Below are 23,338 nucleotides of genomic sequence, written 5' to 3'. Positions count from 1 at the left end.
CACGTGACAGCCCCGGCTCCTCCGGGGCTGCGGGAGGGCGTCGACGCCTCATCGCAGACGTCAGGGCCGCGGAAGGCGCTCCATGGTCGGAGCCCACCGCGGCCCTGTCGGTCCTTCAGATCGCGTCAGCCGCTCGTGAGAGGGGTCAGGAGAACTCGGCGAGCGTGCGCTCGGCCTCCTCCAGCCAGGAACGGCGGGCGGCCAGCGCCTCCTCGGCGTCCTTGACGTCCTTGTCCCGGCCCGCGTCCCTGGCCTTGACCAGGCGGCCCTCCAGCTGTGCGATCGACTTGCGCAGCTGGTCGACCGTGTTCTGGGCGCGGGCGCGTGCCTCTGGGTTGGAGCGCTTCCACTCCGTCTCCTCGGCCTTGCGGACCGCGTCGTCGATCTTGCGCAGGCCACCCTCCAGCCGGTCGCGCTGCTCGCGCGGGACCGGGCCCGCGGCCTCCCAGCGCTCCAGGATGCCGCGCAGGGCGCTCCTGGCCGCACGGGCGTCGGTGACCGGGAGGATCTTCTCGGCCTCGGTCAGAAGCTGCTCCTTGGCCTCGGCGTTGGCCGCCAGGGAGGCGTCGCGCTCGGCGAAGACGGCCGAACGCGCCTGGAAGAACTGGTCCTGAGCGCCCTTGAAACGGCCCCAGAGCTCGTCCTCGACCTCCCGGGAGGCGCGGCCCGCCGTCTTCCAATCCTGCATCAGCTCGCGGTAGGCCGACGCGGTGGCACCCCAGTCGGTGGACGAGGCCAGCGCCTCCGCCTCGGCCACGATGCGCTCCTTGGCGGAGCGCACGCCCTCGCGCTGTTCGTCCAGCCCCGCGAAGTAGGCCTTGCGCCGCTTGGCGAAGGCCGTGCGGGCCGCCGACAGACGCTTCCACAGCGCCGCCTCGGTCACCCGGTCGATGCGCTCGGCGGCCTTCCACTCCTCGATCAGCTGGCGCAGCCGCTCACCACCGGTCTTCCAGTGGGTGGTGTCGTCGGCGATGCGCTCGGCCTCGGCGACGATCCGCTCCTTGATGCCCTTGGCCTCGGCCCTGGCCACGTCGCGAGCGGCCTTGACCTCCTCCCGGCGCTGGGCGACCAGCTTGGTGAGGGTGCCCAGACGGTTCAGCAGCGCGTCGAGGTCGCCGACGGCGTGCGCGTCTGTGATCGCCTCACGGAGCTTGACGATGGTCGCCTCCGCCTGGGCCGGCGGCAGGTCGGTACCGCGGACCCGCTGTTCGAGCAGGGCGACCTGCCCTGCCAGCTCGTCGAACTTGCGATGGAAGTAGGCAAGAGCCTCCTCCGGTTCGCCGGCCTGCCAGGACCCGACGGCCCGTTCTCCCTCAGCCGTACGTACGTAGACGGTGCCGTCGTCGTCTACCCGGCCCCACGGGTCGGTGCTCACCGTGTCCTCCCGCACTTTCATCAGCCTTTCGGGACTTACCGCCCCTTGTATGTATTACGTCAGCTCTTGCTGGACATTGTCACGTCTTTGATTTCGAGGGTTTCCTTCGGTGCCCCGGTGCCGTCGGGTCCTGGAGCGATGACGCCCGCCTTGTTCACCTTGTCGAGGATCTCAAGGCCCTTGGTGACCGTACCGAACGGTGTGTAGTCCGGGGTCAGCGGGGCGTCGCCGTATACCAGGAAGAACTGGCTGCCGTTGGTGTCGGGACCGCTGTTGGCCATGGCCACGACGCCGCGCGTGTATTTGGCGCCCTCCAGGTTCTCGTTCACGAAGCGGTAGCCGGGGCCGCCCTGGCCGTCGGTCTGGCTCTTGCCGTCGGCCTTGGCCAGCGGGTCGCCGCACTGCAGCATCGGGAACTGGTCGGAGCCCAGCCGGTGACACTTGGAACCGTCGAAGTACTTCTTCTGCGCCAGGAAGGCGAAGGAGTTGACCGTGCACGGCGTCTTGTCGGCCGCCACCTTGATGACGATGTCGCCCTGGTTGGTCTTCAGGGTCATCGTCGTGGGAGTCTTGTCGACCTTCGCCGGGGGCAGGCCCACGTCCTTGGTCGCACCACCCTCGGAGGCGACGTAGCCGCAGGTGCCGCCGGCCGGGTCGAAGGCCGTCGGCTGCGTTCCGGCCTCCGCCGCCTTCTCCGACGTGCTCTCCGAAGGGGCCGGATCGGCGGTCGCCGTCGTGTCGGAGCCCCCGAACACGTTGGTCGCGACGATCACACCCGCCACGGCCAGCACGCCGACCACGCTGGTGCCGATGAGCGCGATGCGCTTGGCCCTGGCGACCTTGGCCTCGTGTTCGATGCGTCGCTTCGTCTGCCGCTCGTAGTGCTCGCGCGCCAACTGCTTCTGGCGCTCCCTGCCGCTCACCGCTTCGCCCTCCCGAGTGCCGAGTCGTACTTAATGAGGTGGGCGAATCGTATCGGCCAATGGGTAATGGTTCGCAGCCCGCCGACCCGCACCGGTACCCTTCGGTTACATTCCCATCCGCATTCTTGACGAGATCAGCTGAGGCAGATGCTCATCGCCGGCTTTCCCGCAGGGTCCTTCCAGACCAACTGTTACGTCGTCGCTCCCGCCGCGGGCGAGGAGTGCGTGGTCGTCGATCCCGGCCAGAACGCCGTCGGCGCCCTCGATGACCTGCTGCGCGAGCACAGGCTCAAACCGGTCGCGGTGCTGGTCACCCACGGGCACCTCGACCACATGTGGTCGGTCGCCCCGGTCTGCGGCGCGCGTGACGTCCCCGCGTGGATCCATCCCGAAGATCGCGGACTGCTCTCCGATCCCGGCAGGGGGATGCCGCTGTCCGCGAAACAGCAGCTGTTCGGGGGACTGACCTTCACCGAGCCGGACGACGTGCGCGAGCTCGTGGACGGCGAGGTGCTGCGGCTGGCGGGCCTTGAGCTCACCGTCGACCACGCTCCCGGCCATACCAGGGGGTCGGTGACCTTCAGGTTGCCCAGCACCGAGGAGATCCCCGACGTGCTGTTCTCGGGCGATCTGCTGTTCGCCGGCTCCATCGGCCGCACAGATCTTCCGGGCGGCGACTATCCGACCATCCTGCGCAGCCTGGCGGCCAAGTGCCTGCCGCTGCCGGAGGACACGGTGGTGCTGCCCGGCCACGGACCACAGACCACGATCGGCCAAGAGCGTGCCACCAACCCGTATCTCGCGGAGGCGGAGCAGGCCGCAGGCCCCGCGGGCCTCGGGCACGACCGCGGCCCCGGCAGGGGACTCTAGACAATGACTTTGCAGGCGCCCAAGGGCACCTTCGACTGGCTCCCACCGCGCTCGGAGCGGGCGCTCGCCGTGCGCGAGGCGCTGACCGCCCCCGCCCGCCGGGCGGGCTACGGCTACATCGAGACGCCGGTCTTCGAGGACACCGCGCTGTTCGTGCGCGGCGTCGGTGAGTCGACGGACATCGTCTCCAAGGAGATGTACACCTTCGAGGACAAGGGCGGGCGCTCCATCACGCTGCGCCCCGAGGGCACCGCCTCGGTGGTGCGCGCGGTCCTCCAGCACGGCCTGCACAACGGGCAGCTTCCGGTGAAGCTCTGGTACTCGGGCAGCCAGTTCCGCTACGAGCGGGCACAGAAGGGCCGCTACCGCCACTTCTGGCAGGTCGGCGCCGAGGCGCTGGGCTCCGAGGACCCGGCGCTCGACGCCGAACTGATCCTGCTGGCCGTCGACGGCTACGCCGCGCTGGGGCTCACCGGGGTCCGGCTGCTGATCAACACGCTGGGCGACAAGGAGTGCCGCCCCGTCTATCGGGCCGCGCTCCAGGACTTCCTGCGCGGCCTCGACCTCGACGAGCCCACCCGGCAGCGGATCGAGATCAACCCGCTGCGCGTGCTCGACGACAAGCGCCCCGAGGTGCAGGAGCGGCTGGCAGGCGCGCCGCTGGTCGTCGACCACCTGTGCGGGGCGTGCAAGGCGTACCACGAGGAGGTCCGCTCACTGCTGACCGCATCCGGCGTGGCCTACACCGACGACCCCCGGCTGGTCCGCGGCCTCGACTACTACACGCGGACCACGTTCGAGTTCGTCCACGACGGGCTCGGCTCCCAGTCCGCGGTCGGCGGCGGGGGCCGCTACGACGGGCTGAGCGAGATGCTCGGCGGCCCCGCCCTGCCCAGCGTCGGCTGGGCGCTCGGCGTCGACCGTACGGTCCTGGCCATGGAGGCCGAGGGCCTGTTCGCGGGCGACGGCGAACAGACGCGCGTGCAGGTGTACGGTGTGCCGCTGGGCACCGAGGCGCGTCACCGGATGTTCCTCCTCGTCACCGAGTTGCGCCGGGCGGGCCTTGCCGCCGACATGTCGTTCGGCGGCAAGGGGGTCAAGGGTGCGATGAAGGGCGCCGACCGCTCGGGGGCGAGCCACGCGGTGATCCTCGGCGATCGAGACATCGCCGCGGGGACCGCGCAGGTCAAGGACCTGGTCAGCGGAGAGCAGACCGCCGTACCACTCGCTGAGATCGTCACGACGTTGAAGGAGAGACTGGACAAATGATCCGCACGCACGAAGCGGGATCACTGCGCGAGGAGCACGCAGGGGAGCAGGTGACGCTCGCCGGATGGGTGGCGCGACGCCGCGACCACGGCGGCGTGGTCTTCATCGACCTGCGTGACGCCTCCGGCTCCGCCCAGGTGGTCTTTCGCGAGGAGGACGACGCCCACGGCCTGCGCGCCGAATACTGCGTCAAGGTCGTCGGGCAGGTGCGGGTCCGCCCCGAGGGCAACGAGAACCCCGACCTGCCGACCGGGGCGATCGAGGTCGTCGCCTCCGAGGTCGAGGTGCTCAGCGAGTCCGCGCCGTTGCCGTTCCCCATTGAAGGCGCGGCCGGTATCTCAGAGGAGGCCAGGCTCAAGTACCGCTACCTCGACATCCGCCGCCACCATGTCGCGCACGCCATGCGCACCCGTTCCAGGGCCACCTACCTCGCCCACGAGGTGATGAACGAGCACGGGTTCACCTACGTCGAGACCCCGACGCTGACCCGCTCGACCCCCGAGGGCGCCCGCGACTTCCTCGTCCCCGTCCGGCTCCAGCCGGGCAGCTGGTACGCCCTGCCCCAGTCGCCCCAGCTGTTCAAGCAGCTTCTCCAGGTCGCCGGGCTTGAGCGCTACTACCAGCTCGCCAAGTGCTATCGGGACGAGGACCTGCGCGCCGACCGGCAGCCGGAGTTCACCCAGATCGACGTTGAGATGTCCTTCGTGGACCAGGACGACGTCATCGCCCTGGGCGAGACGCTGATCGGGCGCATCTGGAAGGAGACGGTCGGCTACGACCTGCCGGTGCCGCTGCCCCGGATGACCTACCGCGACGCCATGGCCCGCTACGGCTCCGACAAGCCCGACCTGCGCTTCGGCCAGGAGCTCGTCGAGATGACGGAGTTCTTCGCCGACACCACCTTCCGCGTGTTCCAGGCGCCGTACGTGGGCGCGGTGGTCATGCCGGGCGGCGCCTCGCAGACCCGCAAGGAGCTGGACGGCTGGCAGGAGTGGGCCAGGTCGCGCGGTGCCAAGGGCCTGGCCTACGTGCTCGTCGGCGAGGACGGCACGCTCGGCGGGCCTGTCGCCAAGAACCTGTCGGAGAGCGAGGCGGCCGGCCTGGCCGCCAAGGTGGGCGCCGAGCCCGGCGACGCGATCTTCTTCGCGGCGGGTGCGGCCTCCCACTCCCGCGACCTGCTCGGCGCGGCCCGCCTGGAGATCGGCCGCCGCTGCGACCTGATCGACGAGTCGGCGTGGAACTTCCTGTGGATCGTCGACGCCCCCATGTTCGAGGAGGACGGCGAGGGCGGCTGGACCGCGGTTCACCACCCCTTCACCGGTCCCAAGCCCGAGTGGGCGGACAACTTCCAGGACCACCCCGGCGAGGCTCTGGCCTACGCCTACGACATGGTCTGCAACGGCATGGAGATCGGCGGCGGTTCGATCCGGATCCACCGTGCCGAGATGCAGCAGCGCGTCTTCGACGTGCTCGGCATCTCCAAGGGGGAGGCGGAGAACAAGTTCGGCTTCCTGCTGGAGGCGTTCAAGTACGGCCCGCCGCCGCACGGCGGCATCGCCTACGGCTGGGACCGGATCTGCATGCTCCTCGCGAGAGGTGACTCCATCCGCGACGTCATCGCCTTCCCGAAGACGGCCTCGGGCTTCGACCCGCTGACCGGCGCGCCCACCCCGATCACGGTGGAGCAGCGCAAGGAGGCCGGCGTCGACGGCAGGCCCAAGGCCGACGCCTGATCCGAGGTCCGCACCAGGTGTGACCGAGGGCCCCCGGATGACGTTCCGGGGGCCCTCGGCATGCCCGGGGCCGAACCCCGGTGACGCTCCCCGCGCGCCTCGTGGGCGGCGGGCCGCCGCGGGTCCGGCTAGGAGAGCCGCACGCTCTTGATGATCACCGGGATCTTGGGGGCGTTGGAGCCACCGTCACCGGTGATGTCGTCGGGGTTGGTGATCCAGCCGCCCTTGTAGATCTTTTCGAGGATCTCCATGCCCCGGGAGACCACACCGAAGGGGGTGTACGCCTTCTCCACCTGGTCGGTCTCGTCCGCCAGCGAGATCCAGAACTGGCTGCCGTTCTGGTTGACGGCGTCGATCGCCTGGGCCACCGCGACCGTGCCCTTGGTGTACGGGATCCCGCCGAGGTTCTCGCTGTCGTAGACGTAGCCCGAGCTGCCCTGGCCGTCGGTGGGGTTCTTGCCGTCGGCCTTGGCCTGCGGGTCACCGCACTGCAGCAGGCCCAGACCCGAGTTCTCCGGGGTGGCCAGGCGGTGGCACTTGGTGTTGTCGAAGAAGCGCTTCCCGGCCAGGAAGGCGAAGGAGTTGACCGTGCAGGGGGCCTGCGCGGTCGCCAGGTCGATCACGACGTCACCGTGGTTGGTGGTGATCGTCATGGTCTTCAGCCTCAGGTTGGGCTTGCGCGGCGGCATGCCCACGTTCTTCATCGGGCTGCCGCTGGTGTCCTTGCGGTAGGAACATCTCGTGCTGGCCGGGGCGGCCGTGGGGCTCGGTTCGGGCGTCACGGCGGCGCTTGCCGACGGTGTGCTGCTCGGCTTGGGCGTTGCGGCGGCATTGGCCTCCTCGCCGTCACTCCCGAGGAGCTGCACCCCGGCGAACAGGCCTCCCGCGACGACGACCACCGCGATGACCGCTCCGATGACGGCGTTCCGCTTCGACGTGCTCTTCTGCTGCTCAGCACGCTTCGCCTGCCGTTCCTTGTGCTCCCGAGCCAGCTGGCTCTGGCGGTCCTCGGCGCTCACCGCTATGTCCTCCAGGATTGTTGTTACATGACTACGGACTGGCGGAAAGCGTACCGGCCTTAACGTGTGCTGCATGTAAGTGGCGAAATTCGTCAGATGGGACAGAGGGGAGTGAAGGCGGAGATCTCTTCACACTCTCCATAACTCGTTCATGGTGGGATCCGTACTTGCCGATGACGAGCCACGCACCACCGGAGCCCCCATGTTCGACGAGATCCTTGGCCTGCCCGTCCACCCCCTGGTCGTCCACGCCGCCGTGGTCCTGACCCCGCTCCTGGCGGTGCTCGCCGCCGCCTACGCGCTGCTGCCCCGTACGCGGCCCGTGCTCACCTGGGCGGTGGTCGGGCTCGCCCCGATCGTGCCGGTGAGCGTCTTCGTGGCACGGGGAAGCGGGAATTCGCTGAAGGAGAGCCGTTTCGCCTCCGCGGGCGGGCAGCTCGGTGAGCGCATAGCCGAGCACGCGGGCTTCAGCACCCCCCTGCTGCTCGTCGCCCTCGCCCTCGGGGTGATGTCGCTGGCTCTCGTCTACGTCTCGCGCGGTGACCGGTTCGGCCGCCCGGCAGGGCTGGCGGTCTCGGCGCTGACCGTGGTCCTGGCCGCCGTCGCGCTCTACTACGTGGTGCGGGCCGGGCACAGCGGGGCCGTCGCCGTCTGGGCGAACTGAGGCGTGGCCGGGCGGCGGTACTGTCTCAGGAGTGGACAGCCTGTTCGATTCGGCGGCGGAGGAGGCCCATCGCGGCCAGGAGCCCCTGGCGGTGCGGATGCGCCCCAGGAGCCTGGACGAGGTGATCGGCCAGCGGCACCTGCTGGGCCCCGGCACGCCGCTGCGCCGCCTCGTCGAGGCCGAGGCGCCGATGTCGCTCTTCCTCTGGGGCCCGCCGGGCACCGGCAAGACCACTCTCGCCTACGTGGTGGCGGGCGTCACCAAACGCCGCTTCGTGGAGGTCTCCGCGGTGTCGGCGGGGGTCAAGGAGGTCCGCGCGGCCATCGAGCAGGCCCGGCGCGAGCTGGGCATGTCCGGCCGCCAGACCGTCCTGTTCGTCGACGAGGTGCACCGTTTCAACAAGGCGCAGCAGGACGCCCTGCTGCCCGCCGTGGAGAACCGCTGGGTCACCTTCATCGGCGCCACCACGGAGAACCCCTTCTTCTCCGTCATCTCGCCCCTGCTGTCGCGCTCACTGCTGCTGACCCTGGAGTCGCTGTCGGAGGACGACATCCGGGTGGTGCTGGAGCGCGCCGTCACCGACCCGCGTGGCCTGGACGGGAAGACGCGGCTGGCGCCCGAGGCCGCCGAGCACCTGGTGCGGCTGGCCGGCGGCGACGCCCGCAGGTCGCTCACCTACCTGGAGGCCGCCGCGCTGATCACCGACGGCGAGGTCACCGTCGAGGTGGTGGAGCGGGCGGTGGACAAGGCGGCCGTACGCTACGACCGCCAGGGTGACCAGCACTACGACGTGATCAGCGGTTTCATCAAGAGCATGCGGGGTTCCGACGCCGACGCGGCGCTGCACTACCTCGCCCGGATGGTCGAGGCGGGCGAGGACCCCAGGTTCATCGCCCGCAGGGTCGTCATCTTCGCCTCCGAGGACGTCGGCATGGCCGATCCCACCTGCCTGCAGGTCGCGGTGGCCGCGGCCCAGGCGGTGGAGTTCATCGGCCTGCCCGAGGGGCGGCTCAACCTGGCCCAGGCGGTCATCCACTGCGCGCTGGCCCCCAAGTCCAACGCCGTGATCAACGCCATCGGCGCGGCCTCCGAGGACGTGCGGCGCGGCAACATCGGCCACGTCCCCGACCACCTGCGCGACGCCCACTACGCGGGGGCCAAGAAGCTCGGCCACGGCAAGGGTTACAAATACCCCCACGACTTCGAGCACGGCCTGGTCCGCCAGGAGTACGCGCCCGAGGAGCTCAGGGACCGGCGCTACTACCGGCCCACCCGGCACGGCGCCGAGGCGGGCTTCGCCGAACGCTGGTCCAGGATCCGCACCTTCCTGCGCGGAGAGTGACCCGCCGTAGCCCCTCGCGGACGGTCGTCGCGTACGAGCTCGCACGTCGTCCCGCTCCCGCCGCGCGGCTTCACCCATACGGCGCGGAGGGCGGGCCGGGCACGCAGGCACCGTGAATCCCGGCTCCCGGGACGCGGGCACCCCCGGGAAGACCCGGTCCGGCCCGAAGGCATGCGCCGACGGCGCGCGGTAAGTGAGGATGAGTGATATCGGGCACGATAGGGTCTTGCCAATCCACCCGACCACGGCCGGGGTCACCTATGAGGGGACGGGTCCGCACATGCTTACCGCAGGAGAGGTCGCGGGGCTGATCGTCGCGATGGCCTGGGCGATCCTGGTCTGTTTCATGGCCGTCGTCATGGTCAGGCTGGCCCGCCTGCTCACCGAGACCACCAAGATGGTCTCCCAGCTGGGTGACCGCGTCGTGCCGCTGCTGGAGGACGTGTCGGCCGCCGTCGGCGAGACCAACCGCCAGCTGGTCGCCATCGAGGCGATCACCAGGGACGTCAAGCAGGTCAGCGGGCATGTGGCCAAGGTCAGCGACGTCACCCAGAACCTGGTCACCGGACCGCTGATCAAGGTCGCGGCCCTCACCCACGGCGTCCGCCGGGCGGTGGGCGCCCGGCGGCGCGCCAGGCCGGCCGCGCAGGCGCTGGACGGGCGGCGACGGTGATCCGCAGGCTGTTCTACATGGGCCTGGGCGCGTTCGGCACGCTGTGGGTCATGCGTAAGCTTCAGGCACTGCACCCGAACCACCTGGCCCGCCGGGCCGTACGCAACGCGGGCGGGGTCCTGGAGCAGGCGCGAGATCTCGCCGAGGACGCCCTGCGGGGTGCGGCCGAGCGGGAAACCGAGTTGCGATCCAGGTTCGGGCTCGACACTGTGGAAAACCCCTATCACTCCAACGTAAAGGATGGCCGCTGACATGGAGTCGGCAGAGATCGCCCGCCGCTTCCTGCGCTTCTTCGAGGAGCGTGGGCACACCGTCGTGCCCTCGGCCAGCCTCATCGCCGAGGACCCGACGCTACTTCTGGTGAACGCGGGCATGGTGCCCTTCAAGCCCTACTTCCTGGGCCAGCAGAAGCCGCCCTACAAGCGGGCCACCAGCGCGCAGAAGGTCGTCAGGACCCTCGACATCGACGAGGTCGGCAAGACGACCAGGCACGCCAGCTTCTTCCAGATGCTCGGCAACTTCTCCTTCGGCGACTACTTCAAGGAGCAGGCGATCCCGTTCGCCTGGGAGTTGCTGACCAGGCCCGAGTCCGAGGGCGGGTTCGGCTTCCCCGAGGACCGCCTCTGGGTCACCGTCTACCTCGACGACGACGAGGCCGCCGACATCTGGCACAGGAAGGCCGGAGTGCCGCTGGAGCGCATCCAGCGCCGCGACCTGGCGGACAACTACTGGCACATGGGCGTGCCGGGCCCCGGTGGGCCGTGCAGCGAGATCTACTATGACCGCGGTGCCGAGTACGGGCGCGAGGGCGGCCCGGTCGTCGACGAGAACCGCTACCTGGAGGTGTGGAACAACGTCTTCATGCAGTACCAGCTCGGCGCGGTCCGCAGCAAGATCGACTTCGACATCGTCGGTGAGCTGCCGGCCAAGAGCGTCGACACGGGTATGGGCCTGGAGCGCATGGCGGCGATCCTGCAGGGCGTCGACAACATCTACGAGATCGACACCACGTACAAGATCCTTGACCGGGCCGCGGAGCTCACCAAGACGCGTTACGGCCGTGACGAGCGCGCCGACGTCTCGCTGCGGGTCGTCGCCGACCACGTCAGGACCGGCGTGATGCTCGTGGCCGACGGAGTGCTGCCCTCCAACGAGGGCCGGGGCTACGTGCTCCGCCGCATCCTGCGCCGCGCCATCCGTAACCTTCGCCTGCTCGGCGCGGGCGAGGAGCGCTACATGCACGAGCTCACCGCGGTGACCGTCGATGTCATGGGCGAGCAGTACGCGGAGCTCAAGGCCGACGCCCCGCAGATCCACGGGGTCATCGACGCGGAGGAGGGGTCCTTCCTCGGCACCCTCCGCACCGGCACCGCGATCTTCGATGTGGCGGCCGAGGAGACCAAGCGCAAGGGGCGGGGCACGCTCGCGGCCGACCAGGCCTTCCAGCTCCACGACACCTACGGCTTCCCGATCGACCTGACCCTGGAGATGGCCTCCGAGCAGGGGCTGCAGGTCGACGAGGAGGGCTTCCGCCGTCTGATGAAGGAGCAGCGCGACAGGGCCAAGGCCGACGCCGCCTCCAAGAAGACCGGCAACGCCGACATCTCGATCTTCGGGCGGATCCTGGAGAAGACCGGCAAGGTCGAGTTCCTCGGCTACGACCACGTGACGGCCGAGGCCGAGGTCGTCGGTCTCCTCGTCGACGGTGCCTCCGTCGCCGCGGCGGGTGCCGGCGCGACGGTCGAGGTCGTGCTGGGTCGAACCCCGTTCTACGCCGAGGGCGGCGGCCAGCTCTCCGACCAGGGCCTCATCCGCACCGGCGGGGCCGAGGTGGAGATCGTGGACGTGCAGTCCCCGGTCGCCGGCGTCGTCATGCACCGGGGCAAGGTCCGCACCGGGGAGATCCGGGTGGGCGAGACGGCCCAGGCCGAGATCGACGTCGAGCGGCGCCGGGCCATCTCCCGCAGCCACACCGCCACCCACCTGGTGCACCGGGGCTTCCGCAACGCGCTGGGCGAGACCGCGGCGCAGGCCGGTTCCGAGAACTCGCCGGGCCGCTTCCGCTTCGACTTCACCGCCGCGGGCGCCGTGTCGCCCACCGTGTTGCGCGATGTCGAGGACGAGGTCAACGCCGTCCTGATCAACGACCTGCGGGTCAACGCCTTCCACACCTCCCAGGCCGAAGCCCGCGCGATGGGCGCTCTGGCCCTGTTCGGCGAGAAGTACGGCGACACCGTCCGCATCGTCGAGGTCGGTGAGTACTCCCGCGAGCTCTGCGGTGGCACCCACGTCGCCAGTTCCGGGCAGCTGGGTCTTGTCAAGGTGCTGGGCGAGGCCTCGATCGGTGCGGGCGTGCGCCGCGTGGAGGCCCTGGTCGGCCTCGACGCGTTCCGCTTCCTGGCCAGGGAGAGCGTGCTCGTCGCCCAGCTGTCGGAGCAGCTCAAGGCCCGCAGGGAGGAGTTGCCCGAGCGCATCGAGGGCATCGTCACCCGGCTGCGCTCCGCGGAGAAGGAGCTGGCCGGGCTGCGCTCGGCCCAGGCGCTCGCCGGTGCGGGCGAGATGGCGGGGAATGCCCGTGATCTGCATGGAGTCTCCGTTGTGACGCACCGTGCGCCTGATGGCACCTCCCCTGATGATCTGCGTAAACTCGCACTCGAGGTGCGCGGCCGGTTCCCGAGCGAGCGCGCCGCGGTCGTCGTCGTCGCCGGTGTCCCCAATGACCGGCCGGTCGTCGTGGCCGCTGTCAACGAGGTGGGACGCGACCGTGGCCTGAAGGCGGGCCGCCTGGTCGGCGTCGCCGCGAAGGCACTCGGAGGTGGTGGTGGCGGCAAGGACGATGTCGCTCAGGGAGGCGGTGTGCGTCCCGAGGCGATCGACGAGGCGCTCGCGGCCGTCGAGCAGGCGATCACGCAGACGCTCACCTGATGAGGGACGACACTCTCGCGCCGGGTCCGGTATGAGGGTGGAGACAGGGATGATGAGAAACGGCATTCGGCTGGGCGTCGATGTCGGCTCGGTCCGTATCGGCGTGGCCAGAAGCGACCCTTCGGGGGTGCTGGCCACGCCGGTGGAGACCGTCCGGCGCGGCAAGGGCGACCTCGACCGGCTCGCGGAGATCGCGGCCGAGTACGAGGTCGTCGAGGTGGTGGTCGGCCTGCCGACCTCGCTCTCCGGGCGTGAGGGGCAGGCGGCGGTCGTCGCCCGGGACTTCGCGAACCGGATCTCACTGCGGCTGGCGCCCGTTCCGGTGCGGCTGTTCGACGAGCGGTTGACCACCGTCACCGCCCAGCAGGGACTGCGGGCCAGCGGGGTGAAAGCGAAGAACCAGCGCGGAGTGGTGGACCAGGCTGCCGCCATCGTGCTGCTCCAGGCGGCGCTGGACGCCGAACGCGCCACCGGCAGACCTCCCGGCAGCCCCGTTGAGCCACCAGGCGAAAGGCCCGGTGAGAGGCCCACCGAGCGGCCGGGCGGCGGGACCGTTCGGTGAGCCGCCTGCGGCCGGGGTGTCGGCGCTCGCCGTTCGCAGACCTGGCCTGCCTCTCGGACCCATCGCGAACCCCGGGGAGCAGGCGTTGATCGCGGCGCTTCGGCCAGATCAAGGTGGTTGGTTCTGGTTTGTAACCATCGATCCGGAGCATAGAATCACGAAATTCACTGACAAAGAGAGTGGGTTTGTGAAATACCGGGAAGAGCTGAACAGATACCTCGGGAAGCGTTGATGTCCGGCGGAACACCCCCCGTTCCGCCGCATGCGGCGACCCATACCCGCGGACCAGACGACGACTCCCGGAGCACCGGGACGTCTGGCCGGGTGCTTTCCTTCGGTTTGGCACACCCGCTTGACGCCAGGCCGTCCCTAGCGGGAGATTGGCCGGGGCCTCTATGAACGATCTCGATATGGACTTTCTGGTCGGCTCCGACGACGAAGGTCGGCCGGGCCGAGGATCTCGCGCGTCCTCGGGGCGCGACTCCGGCGGCCGGCGTGGCCGGCGCAGGAAGCGCCGCCGCAACCGGGGCGGTTTCCTCGCCCCCATGCTCGCGATCATCGTCCTGATCGGCGGTGTCGGCGCCGCCGGCTTCTACGGCTACACCTGGGTCCGCGACGTGATGACCCCGGACGACTACACCGGCCTGGGGTCCGGCGAGGTCGTCGTGGAGATCAAGGACGGCCAGAACGCCTCCGACGTGGCCCAGACCCTGCAGGAGCAGGGCGTGGTGAAGAGCGTCAATGCCTTCGTCAACGCCGTCGCCCAGGCGGGCAAGAGCTCCTCCCTGCAGCCCGGCGAATACACCATGCGCAAGCAGATGGCGGCCGCGGAGGCCGTCAAGCTTCTCGATCCGGGAAAGCGGCTGCTGGAGAGGGTCACCCTCAAGGAGGGGCTGCGCCTGAGCGACACCCTCAAGCAACTCGCCGAGAAGACCGGCAAGCCGCTCAGGGAGTTCCAGCAGGCGGCCAGGAACGGCCGGAAGCTCGGCCTGCCGTCCTATGCCAGGGGCAAGCTGGAGGGTTACGCCTTCCCGGCCACCTACGAGATCAGGCCCAAGATGACGCCCTCCGAGATCCTGGTCGCGATGGTCGACCGCTTCACCCAGACGGCGGAGAAGGACGACCTGCAGGGTAAGGCCAAGGAACTCGGGCACACTCCGCACGAGATCATGACGATTGCCAGCATCGTCCAGGCCGAGTCCGGTACAAAAGATGACATGGGCAAGGTGGCCCGGGTCATCTACAACCGGCTCGACGGCAATCCCCGCCGCAAGCTGGAGATGGACAGCACGGTGATGTACGGGCTGAACAAGTACGGCATCGAGTCCTCCAACAAGGATCTTGAGAGCACCTCGCCCTACAACACCTACAGGTTCGAGGGCCTGCCTCCCGGGCCGATCGCCAACCCGGGAGACGACGCCATCCAGGCGGCGCTCAACCCCACCAAGGGCGACTGGGTCTGGTTCGTGACCACCTGCCCGGCGAAGCAGATCACCAAGTTCGCCTCGACGGAGACGGACTTCTTCGAGCTCAAGGCCGAGTACGAGAGAAACAAGGGGAACGGATGCTGAGGGCGGCGGTCCTGGGGTCACCGATCGTCCATTCGCTCTCCCCGTACCTGCACCGTGCCGCCTACGAGGGTATGGGCCTGCACGACTGGCGGTACGAGGCGATCGAGTGCGACGAGGCAGGGCTCCCCGGCCTCGTCGACGGGCTGGACGCCGACTGGGTGGGGCTCTCGCTCACCATGCCGCTCAAGCGGGCCGTGCTGCCGCTGCTCGACACCGTCTCGGACCTCGCACTCCAGGTGGGCGGGGCCAACACGGTGATCCTGCGCGACGGCGCCCGGCACGGCGACAACACCGACGTGTACGGCATCGTCCAGGCGCTCGCGGAGGCGGGCGTGACCACGCCCGCCTCCGCGACCGTCCTCGGCGGGGGCGCGACGGCGTCCTCCGCGCTGGCCGCCCTGCGCGAGCTGGGCCTGGGCGAGGCCACCCTCGTGGTCCGTGACCCGTCCAGGGCGGCGGAGACCGTCGAGGCCGCCGAGCGGCTGGACATGAGCCTGGCGGTGCAGACCTTCGACAAGCTCGACATCGCGCTGGAGGTCGACCTGGTCGTCTCGACCCTGCCCTCCGGTGCGGCCGACGGCTTCACCGAGTCGCTGGCGGACGTGCCGGCGCTCTTCGACGTGGTCTACGCGCCCTGGCCCACCCGGCCGGCGGCGGCCGTGGCCGCGCGGGGCGGGATCGTCGTCGGTGGCCTCCCGATGCTCCTGCACCAGGCGGTCCGGCAGGTCGAGATGATGACCGGCCGTGCGGACGTGCCGGTGGAGGCGATGCGTGAGGCGGGGAAGGCCGAGATCGTCAGGCGTGCCGCCTCGACGGAGTGATCGTCTCCGGGGCCGGGATGATTCTGGGTGAGCGTGCTGCTGTGGTAGAGTGACTAATCGATCGGTCCGGCGTTCCTGCTGGACGCGCAAGCGGAGGTCATCCTCCCACCTCGTCGGCCGCAAGGCTGACAGGTCAGGATCACACCGGGTAGGTTTCCGGCGAGCTTAACGGCATAAGCCTTCGAGTTCATGTGGCCCCGCATGCGTGACGTGCGGGGCATTTTGCGTTAGGCGCGCCTTCACAGAATGTGCGTTCTGCGACCTCCCGGCACGATCGAGCATGTTGCGGCCTTTCGTAGGGAGGGCCGCGGATCGCAACCTAGGAGGCCCCATCAGCGCCGAGCCCCGCATCAATGACCGCATTCGCGTGCCCGAGGTCCGCCTCGTTGGCCCGAACGGCGAACAGGTGGGCATCGTCTCCATCGGCGATGCCTTGAAGCTGGCTCAAGAAGCCGACCTCGACCTGGTCGAGGTCGCGGCAACGGCTCGCCCGCCAGTGTGCAAGCTCATGGACTACGGCAAGTTCAAGTACGAGTCCGCGATGAAGGCACGCGAGGCGCGCCGTAACCAGGCGTACACCATCATCAAGGAGATCAAACTCCGGCCGAAGATCGACCCGCACGACTACGAGACCAAGAAGGGTCACGTGGTGCGGTTCCTCAAGGCCGGCGACAAGGTCAAGGTCACCATCATGTTCCGTGGTCGGGAGCAGTCCCGGCCCGAGCTGGGTTTCCGGCTCCTGCAGCGGCTGGCCGAGGACGTGACGGAGCTCGGCTTCGTCGAGTCCCAGCCCAAGCAGGACGGTCGAAACATGATCATGGTGATCGGCCCGCACAAGAAGAAGGCCGAGGCCAAGGCCGAGAAGGCGGCGGCCAAGGCGCGGCATGACGAGAACCCCTCGGGTGACAGGTCACCGGCAGCCGACGAGACGCGCGTCAATGACGAGGTGTCCGTCAACGGAGCAGTGGCAGCCCCGCAGGAGTAACTCGCATAGCCTGGATCGTCAGGTAGTCGCGATATCACGTCGAGGCCGGGTCCGGTCTCGTAGTCAGGCATGCCCTTGACTTGGGTTACCGGCCCGGGACATCGGCACGATCGAGGGAGAGACGGCTGAGATGCCGAAGATGAAGACGCACAGCGGTGCGAAGAAGCGGTTCAGGCTCACGGGTTCCGGCAAGCTTGTGCGCCGCCGCGCCAACCGTGCGCACTACAACGAGCACAAGCCGTCCACCTTGACGCGTCGTCTCAAGCCCGAGGTCGTGCTCTCCGACGCCGACTCCAAGAAGATCAAGAAGCTGCTCGCTAAGTAACCGCCCCCGGGGAGATAGATACACATGGCACGCGTGAAGCGGGCGATCAACGCCAAGAAGAAGCGCAAGGTCGTTCTCGAACGGGCGAAGGGCTATCGGGGTCAGCGTTCCAGGCTGTACCGCAAGGCCAAGGAGCAGATGCTCCACTCGATGACGTACGCCTACCGCGACCGCAAGGACCGCAAGGGCACCTTCCGCCGTCTCTGGATCCAGCGCATCAACGCCGCTGCCCGCCAGAACGGCATCACCTACAACAGGCTCATTCAGGGCCTGCGGCTCGCCTCCATCGAGGTCGACCGCAAGATCCTCGCTGACCTCGCGGTCAACGACGCCGCCACGTTCGCGACGCTGGTCGAGGCCGCCAAGAAGGCGCTCCCGGCCGACGTGAACGCGCCGGTCGCCGGCTGAGCGAGACACTGACGAACATGCGGCCCGCAGCGATGACGCTGCGGGCCGCATTCGCATTCTTGGGGGACGGGCATGGCCGGGTCTGAGCTGACCAACATCAAGTCACCGCGGGTCAAGGCCGCGCGGCGGCTGACCAAGCGGGCCTTCAGAGACCGCGACCGTTCCTTCCTGGCGGAGGGGCCACAGGCGGTCCGTGAGGCGCTGGCGCTGGACGGCGTCGTGGTGGAGCTGTTCGCCACGGCCGAGGCCGAGTCGCGCCACGCCGACATCGTCGCCGCCGCCGTCGCCGTGGGGGTGCCCCTCTTCCGGGCCAGCGGCGAGGTCATGGCCGAGCTGGCCCAGACCGTCACCCCCCAGGGGCTGCTGGCCGTGTGCCGCTTCGTGCACGTGCCCCTGGACGCCTCCGTCACCTCCGGCACCAGGCTGGTGGCCGTGCTCGCCCACGTCCGTGACCCGGGCAACGCGGGCACGGTGCTGCGTACCGCCGACGCCGCCGGTGCAGACTCGGTGGTCTTCACCGATGCCTCGGTCGATCCCTACAACGGCAAGTGCGTGCGGGCCAGCGCGGGCAGCCTGTTCCATCTCCCGGTCACCACGGGTGTCCATGTGACTCGGGTCGTGGAACATCTGAAGGGTTCCGGTCTGCGGGTGCTCGCCGCCGATGGCGCGGGCAAGCAGACCCTGGACGACGTGGATCTGTCCGGCCCGACGGCCTGGATCTTCGGCAACGAGGCATGGGGGCTTCCGGAGGAGATCCTGACTCTGGCCGACGACGTCGTCCGGGTTCCGATCTACGGGCGGGCCGAGAGTCTGAACCTCGCGACCGCCGCCGCGGTCTGTCTGTACGCATCTGCCCGGTCTCAGCGCATCGGTCCCGGCGCCAGGTGACGCCCCCCGCCCCGAGGCTGCCGTACGACGCGGGAAACCCGCTATTGTCGGCGATGTAGCGTCGAGGAGGCGGGGTCGTGCACGGCGAACACACCGGCGAGCGGAGCACCGATCCCGCTTCTGTGATCGACGTCGACGAGCTTCCCGACGGCCTCGTGGTGACCGACGGAGACGGCCACGTGCTGACCGTCAATCGGGCCGCGGCCCGGCTGACCGGGGTCACCCGCGAGCAGGCCGCGGGGCGGCACCTGCGCGACGTGTTCTCCTTCCACGACCATGACGGGCGCGACTGGTGGAAGTGGCTGGACGCCTGCGGCGGGTTGCCCACCCGCGCCCGCCAGCCCGAGCTGCCGCTGCGCACCCTCGGTGGCCAGGAGATGCTGCTGGCCGCCCGGCTGGTGCGAGAGCCACGGCGGGGCGGTGAGGTCGTCCGGGTGATCATCACGCTGCGTGACACCGGGGCCCGTGCCCGGCTGGAGCGCAGCCGCGCCGACCTGGTCTCCACGGTCGCCCACGAGCTCCGTTCCCCGCTGACCAGCGTCAAGGGTTTCACCGCGACCCTGCTGGCCAAGTGGCCCCGTTTCACCGACGACCAGAAGCTCGTCATGCTGGAGACGGTCAACGCCGACGCCGACCGGGTGACCAGGCTGATCACCGAGTTGCTCGACGTCTCGCGCATCGAGTCGGGGCGACTGGAGATCCATCGCCAGGTGGTCGACATCCCGGCCAGGGTCTCCAGGATCATCGCGGGGCGGGTGGCGGCGGGTGAGCCGGACGACCGCTTCCTGCTCCAGGTGCGCGGTGAGCTGCCCGAGACCTGGCTCGACCAGGACAAGATCGATCAGGTGCTCGCCAACCTGATGGAAAACGCGGTGCGCCACGGGCGCGGTACGGTGACAGTAATCGTCGAACCGAGTGAGTGGGGAGTGACTGTGTCCGTCCGTGACCAGGGGGAGGGCATCCCGCCCGAGCTGGTCACGCGCGTCTTCCGGCAGTTCTGGCGGGGCAACGCCCGCCGCCGCGGCGGCACCGGACTCGGCCTGTTCATCGTCAAGGGGCTGATCGAGGCTCACGGCGGAACCATCACCGTGCAGCGTGGACCCGAGGGCGGCGCCGAGTTTCGATTTATGGTGCCCACCGGCGCTCCTGACTTCGCCTGAGCGCGAATGCCAGCCCGGTGGGCTTACCCGACTAGACTCATGGCCGCTCAAGCCCTGGATTCGGAGCTCTCTCTTGTCAAACTACGACCCGGTCGAGGTGACCCCGCTGCACGCCGACGAGATGGCGCGCATGCAGGCCGACGCGCTCGACGCCGTCAAGGCGGCGCGCGACCTCGAAGAACTCAAGCAGGTGCGCCTCGCGCACACCGGTGACCGCTCACCGATCGCCTTGGCCAACCGCGAGATCGGCGCCCTGCCCCCGGCGGCCCGCGCCGAGGCGGGCAAGCGCATCGGCGGTGCCCGCAAAGCCGTCGCCGACGCCCTCGCCGAACGGCAGGCACAGCTGGAGGCCGAGCGCGACGAGCGGGTCCTCGTCGAGGAGACCGTCGACGTCACGCTGCCCTCGGGCCGCGCCTCCCGGGGCGCCAGGCATCCGCTGACCACCCTTCAGGAGCGCATAGCCGACGCCTTCGTCGCGATGGGCTACGAGGTGGCGGAGGGTCCCGAGCTGGAGGGGGAGTGGTTCAACTTCGACGCGTTGAACATCTCCACCGACCACCCGGCGCGCTCGGAGCACGACACCTTCTTCGTCGAGTCCGTCGACTCGGGCAAGGTGCTGCGCACCCAGACCTCTCCCGTCCAGATCCGGGCGCTGCTCAGCAGGGAGCTCCCGGTCTACGTGATCTCGCCGGGCAAGGTGTTCCGCACCGACGAGCTCGACGCCACCCACACCCCCGTCTTCCACCAGGTCGAGGGGCTGGCGATCGACGAGGGCCTGACCATGGCCCACCTCAAGGGCACCCTCGACCGGTTCGCCGAGGTCATGTTCGGTGAGGGCATCACCACCCGGTTCCGGCCCAACTACTTCCCGTTCACCGAGCCCTCCGCCGAGATGGACCTGAAGTGCTTCGTCTGCCGCGGTGCCTCCGCGGTGCCGGGAAACCCGCCCTGCCGCACCTGTAAGTCGGAGGGCTGGATCGAGTGGGGCGGCTGCGGCATGGTCAACCCGCGGGTGCTCATCGCCTGCGGCGTCGATCCGGCCCGATACAGCGGCTTCGCCTTCGGCATGGGCGTCGAACGCACCCTGATGTTCCGCCACAACGCCGAGGACATGCGCGACATGGTCGAGGGAGACGTCCGCTTCACGCTCCCCTTCGGAATGGAGGTCTGATGAAGGTCCCGCTTTCATGGCTGCGGGAGTACGTCGATCTCCCCGCCGTCACGGCGCACGAGATCGCCGAGAAGCTCACCGCGGCCGGGCTCAAGCTCGAGTCCGTCATCTCCTACGGCCACGACATCAAGAACGTCGTCGTGGGCGAGGTGCTCTCCATCGAGACCCTGGAGGGTTTCAAGAAGCCCATCCGCCACTGCCAGGTCGAGGTGGGGGAGGCCGCGCCTCGCGAGATCGTCTGCGGCGCGACCAACTTCGAGGCCGGCGACCGCGTCCCGGTCGCGCTGCCCGGCGCCGTGCTGCCCGGCGGGTTCGAGATCGCCTCCCGCAAGACCTACGGACGCCTGTCGGACGGCATGATCTGCTCGGAGGCGGAGCTCGGCGTGGCCGACTCCTCACCCGGCATCCTCGTGCTGCCCGGTGACACCCCGATCGGCGCCGACGTGGTCGAGCTGCTCGGCCTGCGCGACGACGTGATCGAGCTTGAGATCACCCCGGACATCGGCTACGCGCTCTCCATCCGGGGCGTGGCCCGCGAGGCCGCCACCGCCTTCGACTCGGCGTTCATCGACCCGGCGGACGTCTCCCCGCCCACCGCGTCCGGTCCCTCCTACCCGGCCTCGATCGCCGACGCGTCGGCCTGTGACCGCTTCGTGCTCCGCGAGATCCGCGGGTTCGACCCGTCGGCGAGCAGCCCGCTGTGGCTGCGCGCTCGGCTCACCCGGGCCGGTATGCGCCCGGTCTCGCTGGCCGTCGACGTCACCAACTACGTCATGCTGGAGCTCGGCCAGCCGCTGCACGCCTTCGACGCCGCCAGGCTGACCGGCGAGATCGTGGTGCGCAGGGCCGAGCCCGGAGAGACGCTGGAGACCCTCGACCACGTGGTCCGCAAGCTCCACCCGGACGACATCCTGATCACCGACGGGTCGGGCGTGATCTCGATGGCCGGCACCATGGGCGGCCTGCACACCGAGATCTCCGATGCCTCCACCGACATCGTGATCGAGGCCGCCCACTTCTCCGCCAGCGGCATCGCGCGCATGTCGCGCCGGCACAACCTGGTCAGCGAGGCGTCCAAGCGCTTCGAGCGGGGCGTCGACCGGGAGCTTCCGCTGCAGGCCTCCTGGCGTGCGGCCCAGCTGCTGGCCGAGCTCGGCGGCGGCACGATCCAGCCGGGCGTCACCCACGCCGAGGTGGGGGGCGAGCCGGTCCGGGTCGCCATCCCGAGCGGTTACCCCGGCCGCGTCGCGGGCACCGCCTACGACCGGGAGACGGTGATCCGCCGCCTGGAGCAGGTCGGCTGCGCGGTCGAGAGCTTCGTCACCGAGACCGGCGGCACCGCCGCCGACGAGATCACCGCGAAGCTCGCGGTCACCGGTGACGACATGCTGATGGTCACTCCACCCTCGTGGCGGCCTGACCTGACCGATCCGAACGACCTCGCCGAGGAGGTCATCCGGCTGGAGGGCTACGAGAACCTGCCCTCGATCCTCCCCGCCGCCCCCGCGGGTGCCGGTCTCACCGAGAGCCAGCGCCTGCGCCGCCGGGTCGGCCGCTCACTGGCCGCCGCCGGCTACGTCGAGATCCTCTCCTACCCGTTCAACGGGGAGCGCGACTTCGACAACCTGCAGCTGCACGCCGACGACGCGCGCCGCCTGGCCGTACGGCTGGCCAATCCGCTCAGCGAGGACGAGCCGCTGATGCGGACCACCCTGCTGCCCGGCCTGCTCAGGACGCTGGTCCGCAACGTGGGCCGGGGTTTCGGCGACGTGGCGCTGTTCGAGACGGGCCTGGTCTACCGGCCTTCGCCGGACGCGCCCGCCGTCGCCCCCGTGCTGGGCGTCGGCCGCAGGCCGAGCCCGGAGGAGCTCGCCTCGATCGAGGCCGCGCTGCCGGCCCAGCCGCTGCGGGTCGGGGTCGTGCTGGCCGGGGAGTTCGAGCCGTCCGGCTGGTGGGGCAGGGGCAGGGGAGCCGACTGGGCGGATGCCGTCGAGGCGGCCCGGGTGGTGGCCGCCGAGGCCGGCGTCACCCTCGATGTCCGCGCGGACCGGCACGAGCCCTGGCACCCGGGCCGCTGCGCCGCGCTGTACGCCGGTGACGTGCTCGTCGGTCACGCCGGCGAGCTGCACCCCCGTGTGGTCGAGGCGTACGGCCTGCCCCCGCGCACCTGCGCGATGGAGCTGGAGCTGACCAGGCTGGAGGGGCTGCCGGTCGGCCGGCCGCAGGCACCGGTGATCTCCGGCTACCCCGTCGCGAGCCAGGACGTCGCGCTCATCGTCGACGCGGTGACCCCGGTGGCCCCGGTGGAGGCGGCGCTGCGTGAGGGCGCGGGCGCGCTGCTGGAGTCGATCCGGCTGTTCGACGTCTACACCGGCGCCCAGGTCGGTGAGGGCAGGAAGTCCCTCGCCTACTCCCTGCGTTTCCGGGCTGCCGACAGGACGCTAACGGTGGAGGAGACCACCGCGGCCCGTGACGCGGCCGTGGCCCTGGCCGCCGAGCGCACCGGGGCGCAGTTGCGCGGCGTCTGACCGCTCCACGAAGGGGGCTCGGGGCATGCCCCGAGCCCCCCTTTTTTTCACAGCGCGTTACCGCGCCTCAAGCCCCCTCCTTCAGGAGGGGGTCGTTGACTGCTTTCGTGGTCCGTGACCTCGGCT

Annotated in this window: 22 protein-coding genes; 19 read left to right on the top strand and 3 right to left on the bottom strand. The window is 69.8% G+C overall.

The genetic code is table 11. The features are described 5' to 3' along the window. Positions 1 to 145: 145 nt before the first annotated feature. Positions 146 to 1,375, bottom strand: coding sequence for a DUF349 domain-containing protein (locus tag OIE13_RS16245; protein ID WP_326638820.1), 1,230 nt, complete (start codon positions 1,373 to 1,375; stop codon positions 146 to 148). Between the two features lie 59 nt (positions 1,376 to 1,434). Beyond that, on the bottom strand, positions 1,435 to 2,298 hold the full coding sequence (locus tag OIE13_RS16240) for a peptidylprolyl isomerase (protein ID WP_326638822.1): 864 nt from the start codon (positions 2,296 to 2,298) through the stop codon (positions 1,435 to 1,437). A gap of 147 nt (positions 2,299 to 2,445) precedes the next feature. On the opposite strand from OIE13_RS16240, the gene OIE13_RS16235 reads away from it, so the two are divergent. The 3 genes from OIE13_RS16235 to aspS are packed head-to-tail and all read left to right on the top strand — an operon-like array spanning position 2,446 to position 6,170. Further along, complete coding sequence (locus OIE13_RS16235; protein WP_326830188.1) at positions 2,446 to 3,168, top strand: MBL fold metallo-hydrolase; 723 nt, start codon at positions 2,446 to 2,448, stop codon at positions 3,166 to 3,168. Positions 3,169 to 3,171: 3 nt separating this feature from the next. Beyond that, entirely contained in the window at positions 3,172 to 4,437 is a 1,266-nt protein-coding gene (gene hisS, locus OIE13_RS16230) for a histidine--tRNA ligase (protein WP_326830187.1), read from the top strand. After that, positions 4,434 to 6,170 (top strand): aspartate--tRNA ligase, encoded by a 1,737-nt coding sequence (gene aspS / locus OIE13_RS16225; RefSeq protein ID WP_326638827.1) that lies wholly within the window; start codon positions 4,434 to 4,436, stop codon positions 6,168 to 6,170. The genes hisS and aspS overlap by 4 nt, the downstream gene beginning before the upstream one ends. A 128-nt stretch (positions 6,171 to 6,298) precedes the next feature. Here aspS and OIE13_RS16220 read toward each other — a convergent pair whose 3' ends face one another. Beyond that, entirely contained in the window at positions 6,299 to 7,189 is an 891-nt protein-coding gene (locus tag OIE13_RS16220; RefSeq protein WP_326638828.1) for a peptidylprolyl isomerase, read from the bottom strand. Positions 7,190 to 7,340: 151 nt separating this feature from the next. Here OIE13_RS16220 and OIE13_RS16215 point away from each other — a divergent pair, with 151 nt between their 5' ends. From OIE13_RS16215 to pheT, 16 genes are all read left to right on the top strand, one after another. Next, the gene (locus tag OIE13_RS16215) at positions 7,341 to 7,853 is read left to right on the top strand and encodes a hypothetical protein (RefSeq protein WP_326638830.1); all 513 of its coding nucleotides are present in this window, start codon (positions 7,341 to 7,343) and stop codon (positions 7,851 to 7,853) included. Positions 7,854 to 7,884: 31 nt separating this feature from the next. Then, a complete protein-coding gene (locus OIE13_RS16210; RefSeq protein ID WP_326638832.1) occupies positions 7,885 to 9,195 on the top strand; it encodes a replication-associated recombination protein A in 1,311 nt (436 codons plus the stop codon). 226 nt (positions 9,196 to 9,421) lie between these two features. After that, on the top strand, positions 9,422 to 9,868 hold the full coding sequence (locus OIE13_RS16205) for a DUF948 domain-containing protein (RefSeq protein WP_326638833.1): 447 nt from the start codon (positions 9,422 to 9,424) through the stop codon (positions 9,866 to 9,868). Then, complete coding sequence (locus OIE13_RS16200; RefSeq protein ID WP_326638835.1) at positions 9,865 to 10,119, top strand: hypothetical protein; 255 nt, start codon at positions 9,865 to 9,867, stop codon at positions 10,117 to 10,119. Before OIE13_RS16205 ends, OIE13_RS16200 begins: the two co-directional genes overlap by 4 nt. Position 10,120: 1 nt before the next feature. Continuing rightward, positions 10,121 to 12,793, top strand: a complete 2,673-nt coding sequence (gene alaS, locus OIE13_RS16195) for an alanine--tRNA ligase (protein ID WP_326638837.1) — start codon at positions 10,121 to 10,123, stop codon at positions 12,791 to 12,793. A gap of 52 nt (positions 12,794 to 12,845) precedes the next feature. Beyond that, positions 12,846 to 13,355 (top strand): Holliday junction resolvase RuvX, encoded by a 510-nt coding sequence (gene ruvX / locus OIE13_RS16190; RefSeq protein ID WP_326647047.1) that lies wholly within the window; start codon positions 12,846 to 12,848, stop codon positions 13,353 to 13,355. Next, complete coding sequence (locus OIE13_RS16185; protein ID WP_326830186.1) at positions 13,312 to 13,587, top strand: endolytic transglycosylase MltG; 276 nt, start codon at positions 13,312 to 13,314, stop codon at positions 13,585 to 13,587. Before ruvX ends, OIE13_RS16185 begins: the two co-directional genes overlap by 44 nt. Positions 13,588 to 13,750: 163 nt before the next feature. Further along, positions 13,751 to 14,926 carry an endolytic transglycosylase MltG gene (gene mltG, locus OIE13_RS16180; protein ID WP_326638841.1) on the top strand — a complete coding sequence of 392 codons (1,176 nt, stop codon included), beginning with the start codon at positions 13,751 to 13,753 and terminating at the stop codon, positions 14,924 to 14,926. Continuing rightward, positions 14,920 to 15,747, top strand: coding sequence for a shikimate dehydrogenase (locus OIE13_RS16175; protein WP_326638843.1), 828 nt, complete (start codon positions 14,920 to 14,922; stop codon positions 15,745 to 15,747). The genes mltG and OIE13_RS16175 overlap by 7 nt, the downstream gene beginning before the upstream one ends. Before the next feature lie 367 nt (positions 15,748 to 16,114). Continuing rightward, positions 16,115 to 16,732: a translation initiation factor IF-3 gene (gene infC, locus OIE13_RS16170; RefSeq protein ID WP_442811567.1), complete on the top strand. Its 618-nt coding sequence runs from the start codon at positions 16,115 to 16,117 to the stop codon at positions 16,730 to 16,732. Between the two features lie 130 nt (positions 16,733 to 16,862). Then, a complete protein-coding gene (rpmI, locus tag OIE13_RS16165; RefSeq protein ID WP_030920046.1) occupies positions 16,863 to 17,057 on the top strand; it encodes a 50S ribosomal protein L35 in 195 nt (64 codons plus the stop codon). Positions 17,058 to 17,081: 24 nt separating this feature from the next. After that, a complete protein-coding gene (gene rplT, locus OIE13_RS16160; RefSeq protein ID WP_012892552.1) occupies positions 17,082 to 17,465 on the top strand; it encodes a 50S ribosomal protein L20 in 384 nt (127 codons plus the stop codon). 72 nt (positions 17,466 to 17,537) lie between these two features. Then, the gene (locus OIE13_RS16155; RefSeq protein WP_326638853.1) at positions 17,538 to 18,353 is read left to right on the top strand and encodes a TrmH family RNA methyltransferase; all 816 of its coding nucleotides are present in this window, start codon (positions 17,538 to 17,540) and stop codon (positions 18,351 to 18,353) included. 77 nt (positions 18,354 to 18,430) lie between these two features. Beyond that, positions 18,431 to 19,513, top strand: a complete 1,083-nt coding sequence (locus OIE13_RS16150; RefSeq protein WP_326638855.1) for a sensor histidine kinase — start codon at positions 18,431 to 18,433, stop codon at positions 19,511 to 19,513. A 121-nt stretch (positions 19,514 to 19,634) separates the two neighbouring features. Continuing rightward, on the top strand, positions 19,635 to 20,684 hold the full coding sequence (gene pheS / locus OIE13_RS16145; protein ID WP_326647048.1) for a phenylalanine--tRNA ligase subunit alpha: 1,050 nt from the start codon (positions 19,635 to 19,637) through the stop codon (positions 20,682 to 20,684). Then, on the top strand, positions 20,684 to 23,212 hold the full coding sequence (gene pheT / locus OIE13_RS16140; RefSeq protein ID WP_326830185.1) for a phenylalanine--tRNA ligase subunit beta: 2,529 nt from the start codon (positions 20,684 to 20,686) through the stop codon (positions 23,210 to 23,212). Before pheS ends, pheT begins: the two co-directional genes overlap by 1 nt. Positions 23,213 to 23,338: the final 126 nt, after the last annotated feature.

The organism is Streptosporangium sp. NBC_01810 (assembly GCF_035917355.1).
In the GTDB taxonomy this organism is placed as follows: domain Bacteria; phylum Actinomycetota; class Actinomycetes; order Streptosporangiales; family Streptosporangiaceae; genus Streptosporangium.
This window is presented reverse-complemented; position numbering and strand designations above follow the sequence as displayed.

What these genes read in the sequence shown, in the direction of transcription:
- pheS (WP_326647048.1), top strand. Translation starts at nt 19,635, where the DNA reads ATGGCGCGCATGCAGGCCGACGCGCTCGACGCCGTCAAGGCGGCGCGC.
- OIE13_RS16155 (WP_326638853.1), top strand. Translation starts at nt 17,538, where the DNA reads ATGGCCGGGTCTGAGCTGACCAACATCAAGTCACCGCGGGTCAAGGCC.
- hisS (WP_326830187.1), top strand. Translation starts at nt 3,172, where the DNA reads ATGACTTTGCAGGCGCCCAAGGGCACCTTCGACTGGCTCCCACCGCGC.
- pheT (WP_326830185.1), top strand. Translation starts at nt 20,684, where the DNA reads ATGAAGGTCCCGCTTTCATGGCTGCGGGAGTACGTCGATCTCCCCGCC.
- rpmI (WP_030920046.1), top strand. Translation starts at nt 16,863, where the DNA reads ATGCCGAAGATGAAGACGCACAGCGGTGCGAAGAAGCGGTTCAGGCTC.
- mltG (WP_326638841.1), top strand. Translation starts at nt 13,751, where the DNA reads ATGAACGATCTCGATATGGACTTTCTGGTCGGCTCCGACGACGAAGGT.
- OIE13_RS16235 (WP_326830188.1), top strand. Translation starts at nt 2,446, where the DNA reads ATGCTCATCGCCGGCTTTCCCGCAGGGTCCTTCCAGACCAACTGTTAC.
- OIE13_RS16215 (WP_326638830.1), top strand. Translation starts at nt 7,341, where the DNA reads ATGGTGGGATCCGTACTTGCCGATGACGAGCCACGCACCACCGGAGCC.
- OIE13_RS16175 (WP_326638843.1), top strand. Translation starts at nt 14,920, where the DNA reads ATGCTGAGGGCGGCGGTCCTGGGGTCACCGATCGTCCATTCGCTCTCC.
- ruvX (WP_326647047.1), top strand. Translation starts at nt 12,846, where the DNA reads ATGAGAAACGGCATTCGGCTGGGCGTCGATGTCGGCTCGGTCCGTATC.
- aspS (WP_326638827.1), top strand. Translation starts at nt 4,434, where the DNA reads ATGATCCGCACGCACGAAGCGGGATCACTGCGCGAGGAGCACGCAGGG.
- rplT (WP_012892552.1), top strand. Translation starts at nt 17,082, where the DNA reads ATGGCACGCGTGAAGCGGGCGATCAACGCCAAGAAGAAGCGCAAGGTC.
- alaS (WP_326638837.1), top strand. Translation starts at nt 10,121, where the DNA reads ATGGAGTCGGCAGAGATCGCCCGCCGCTTCCTGCGCTTCTTCGAGGAG.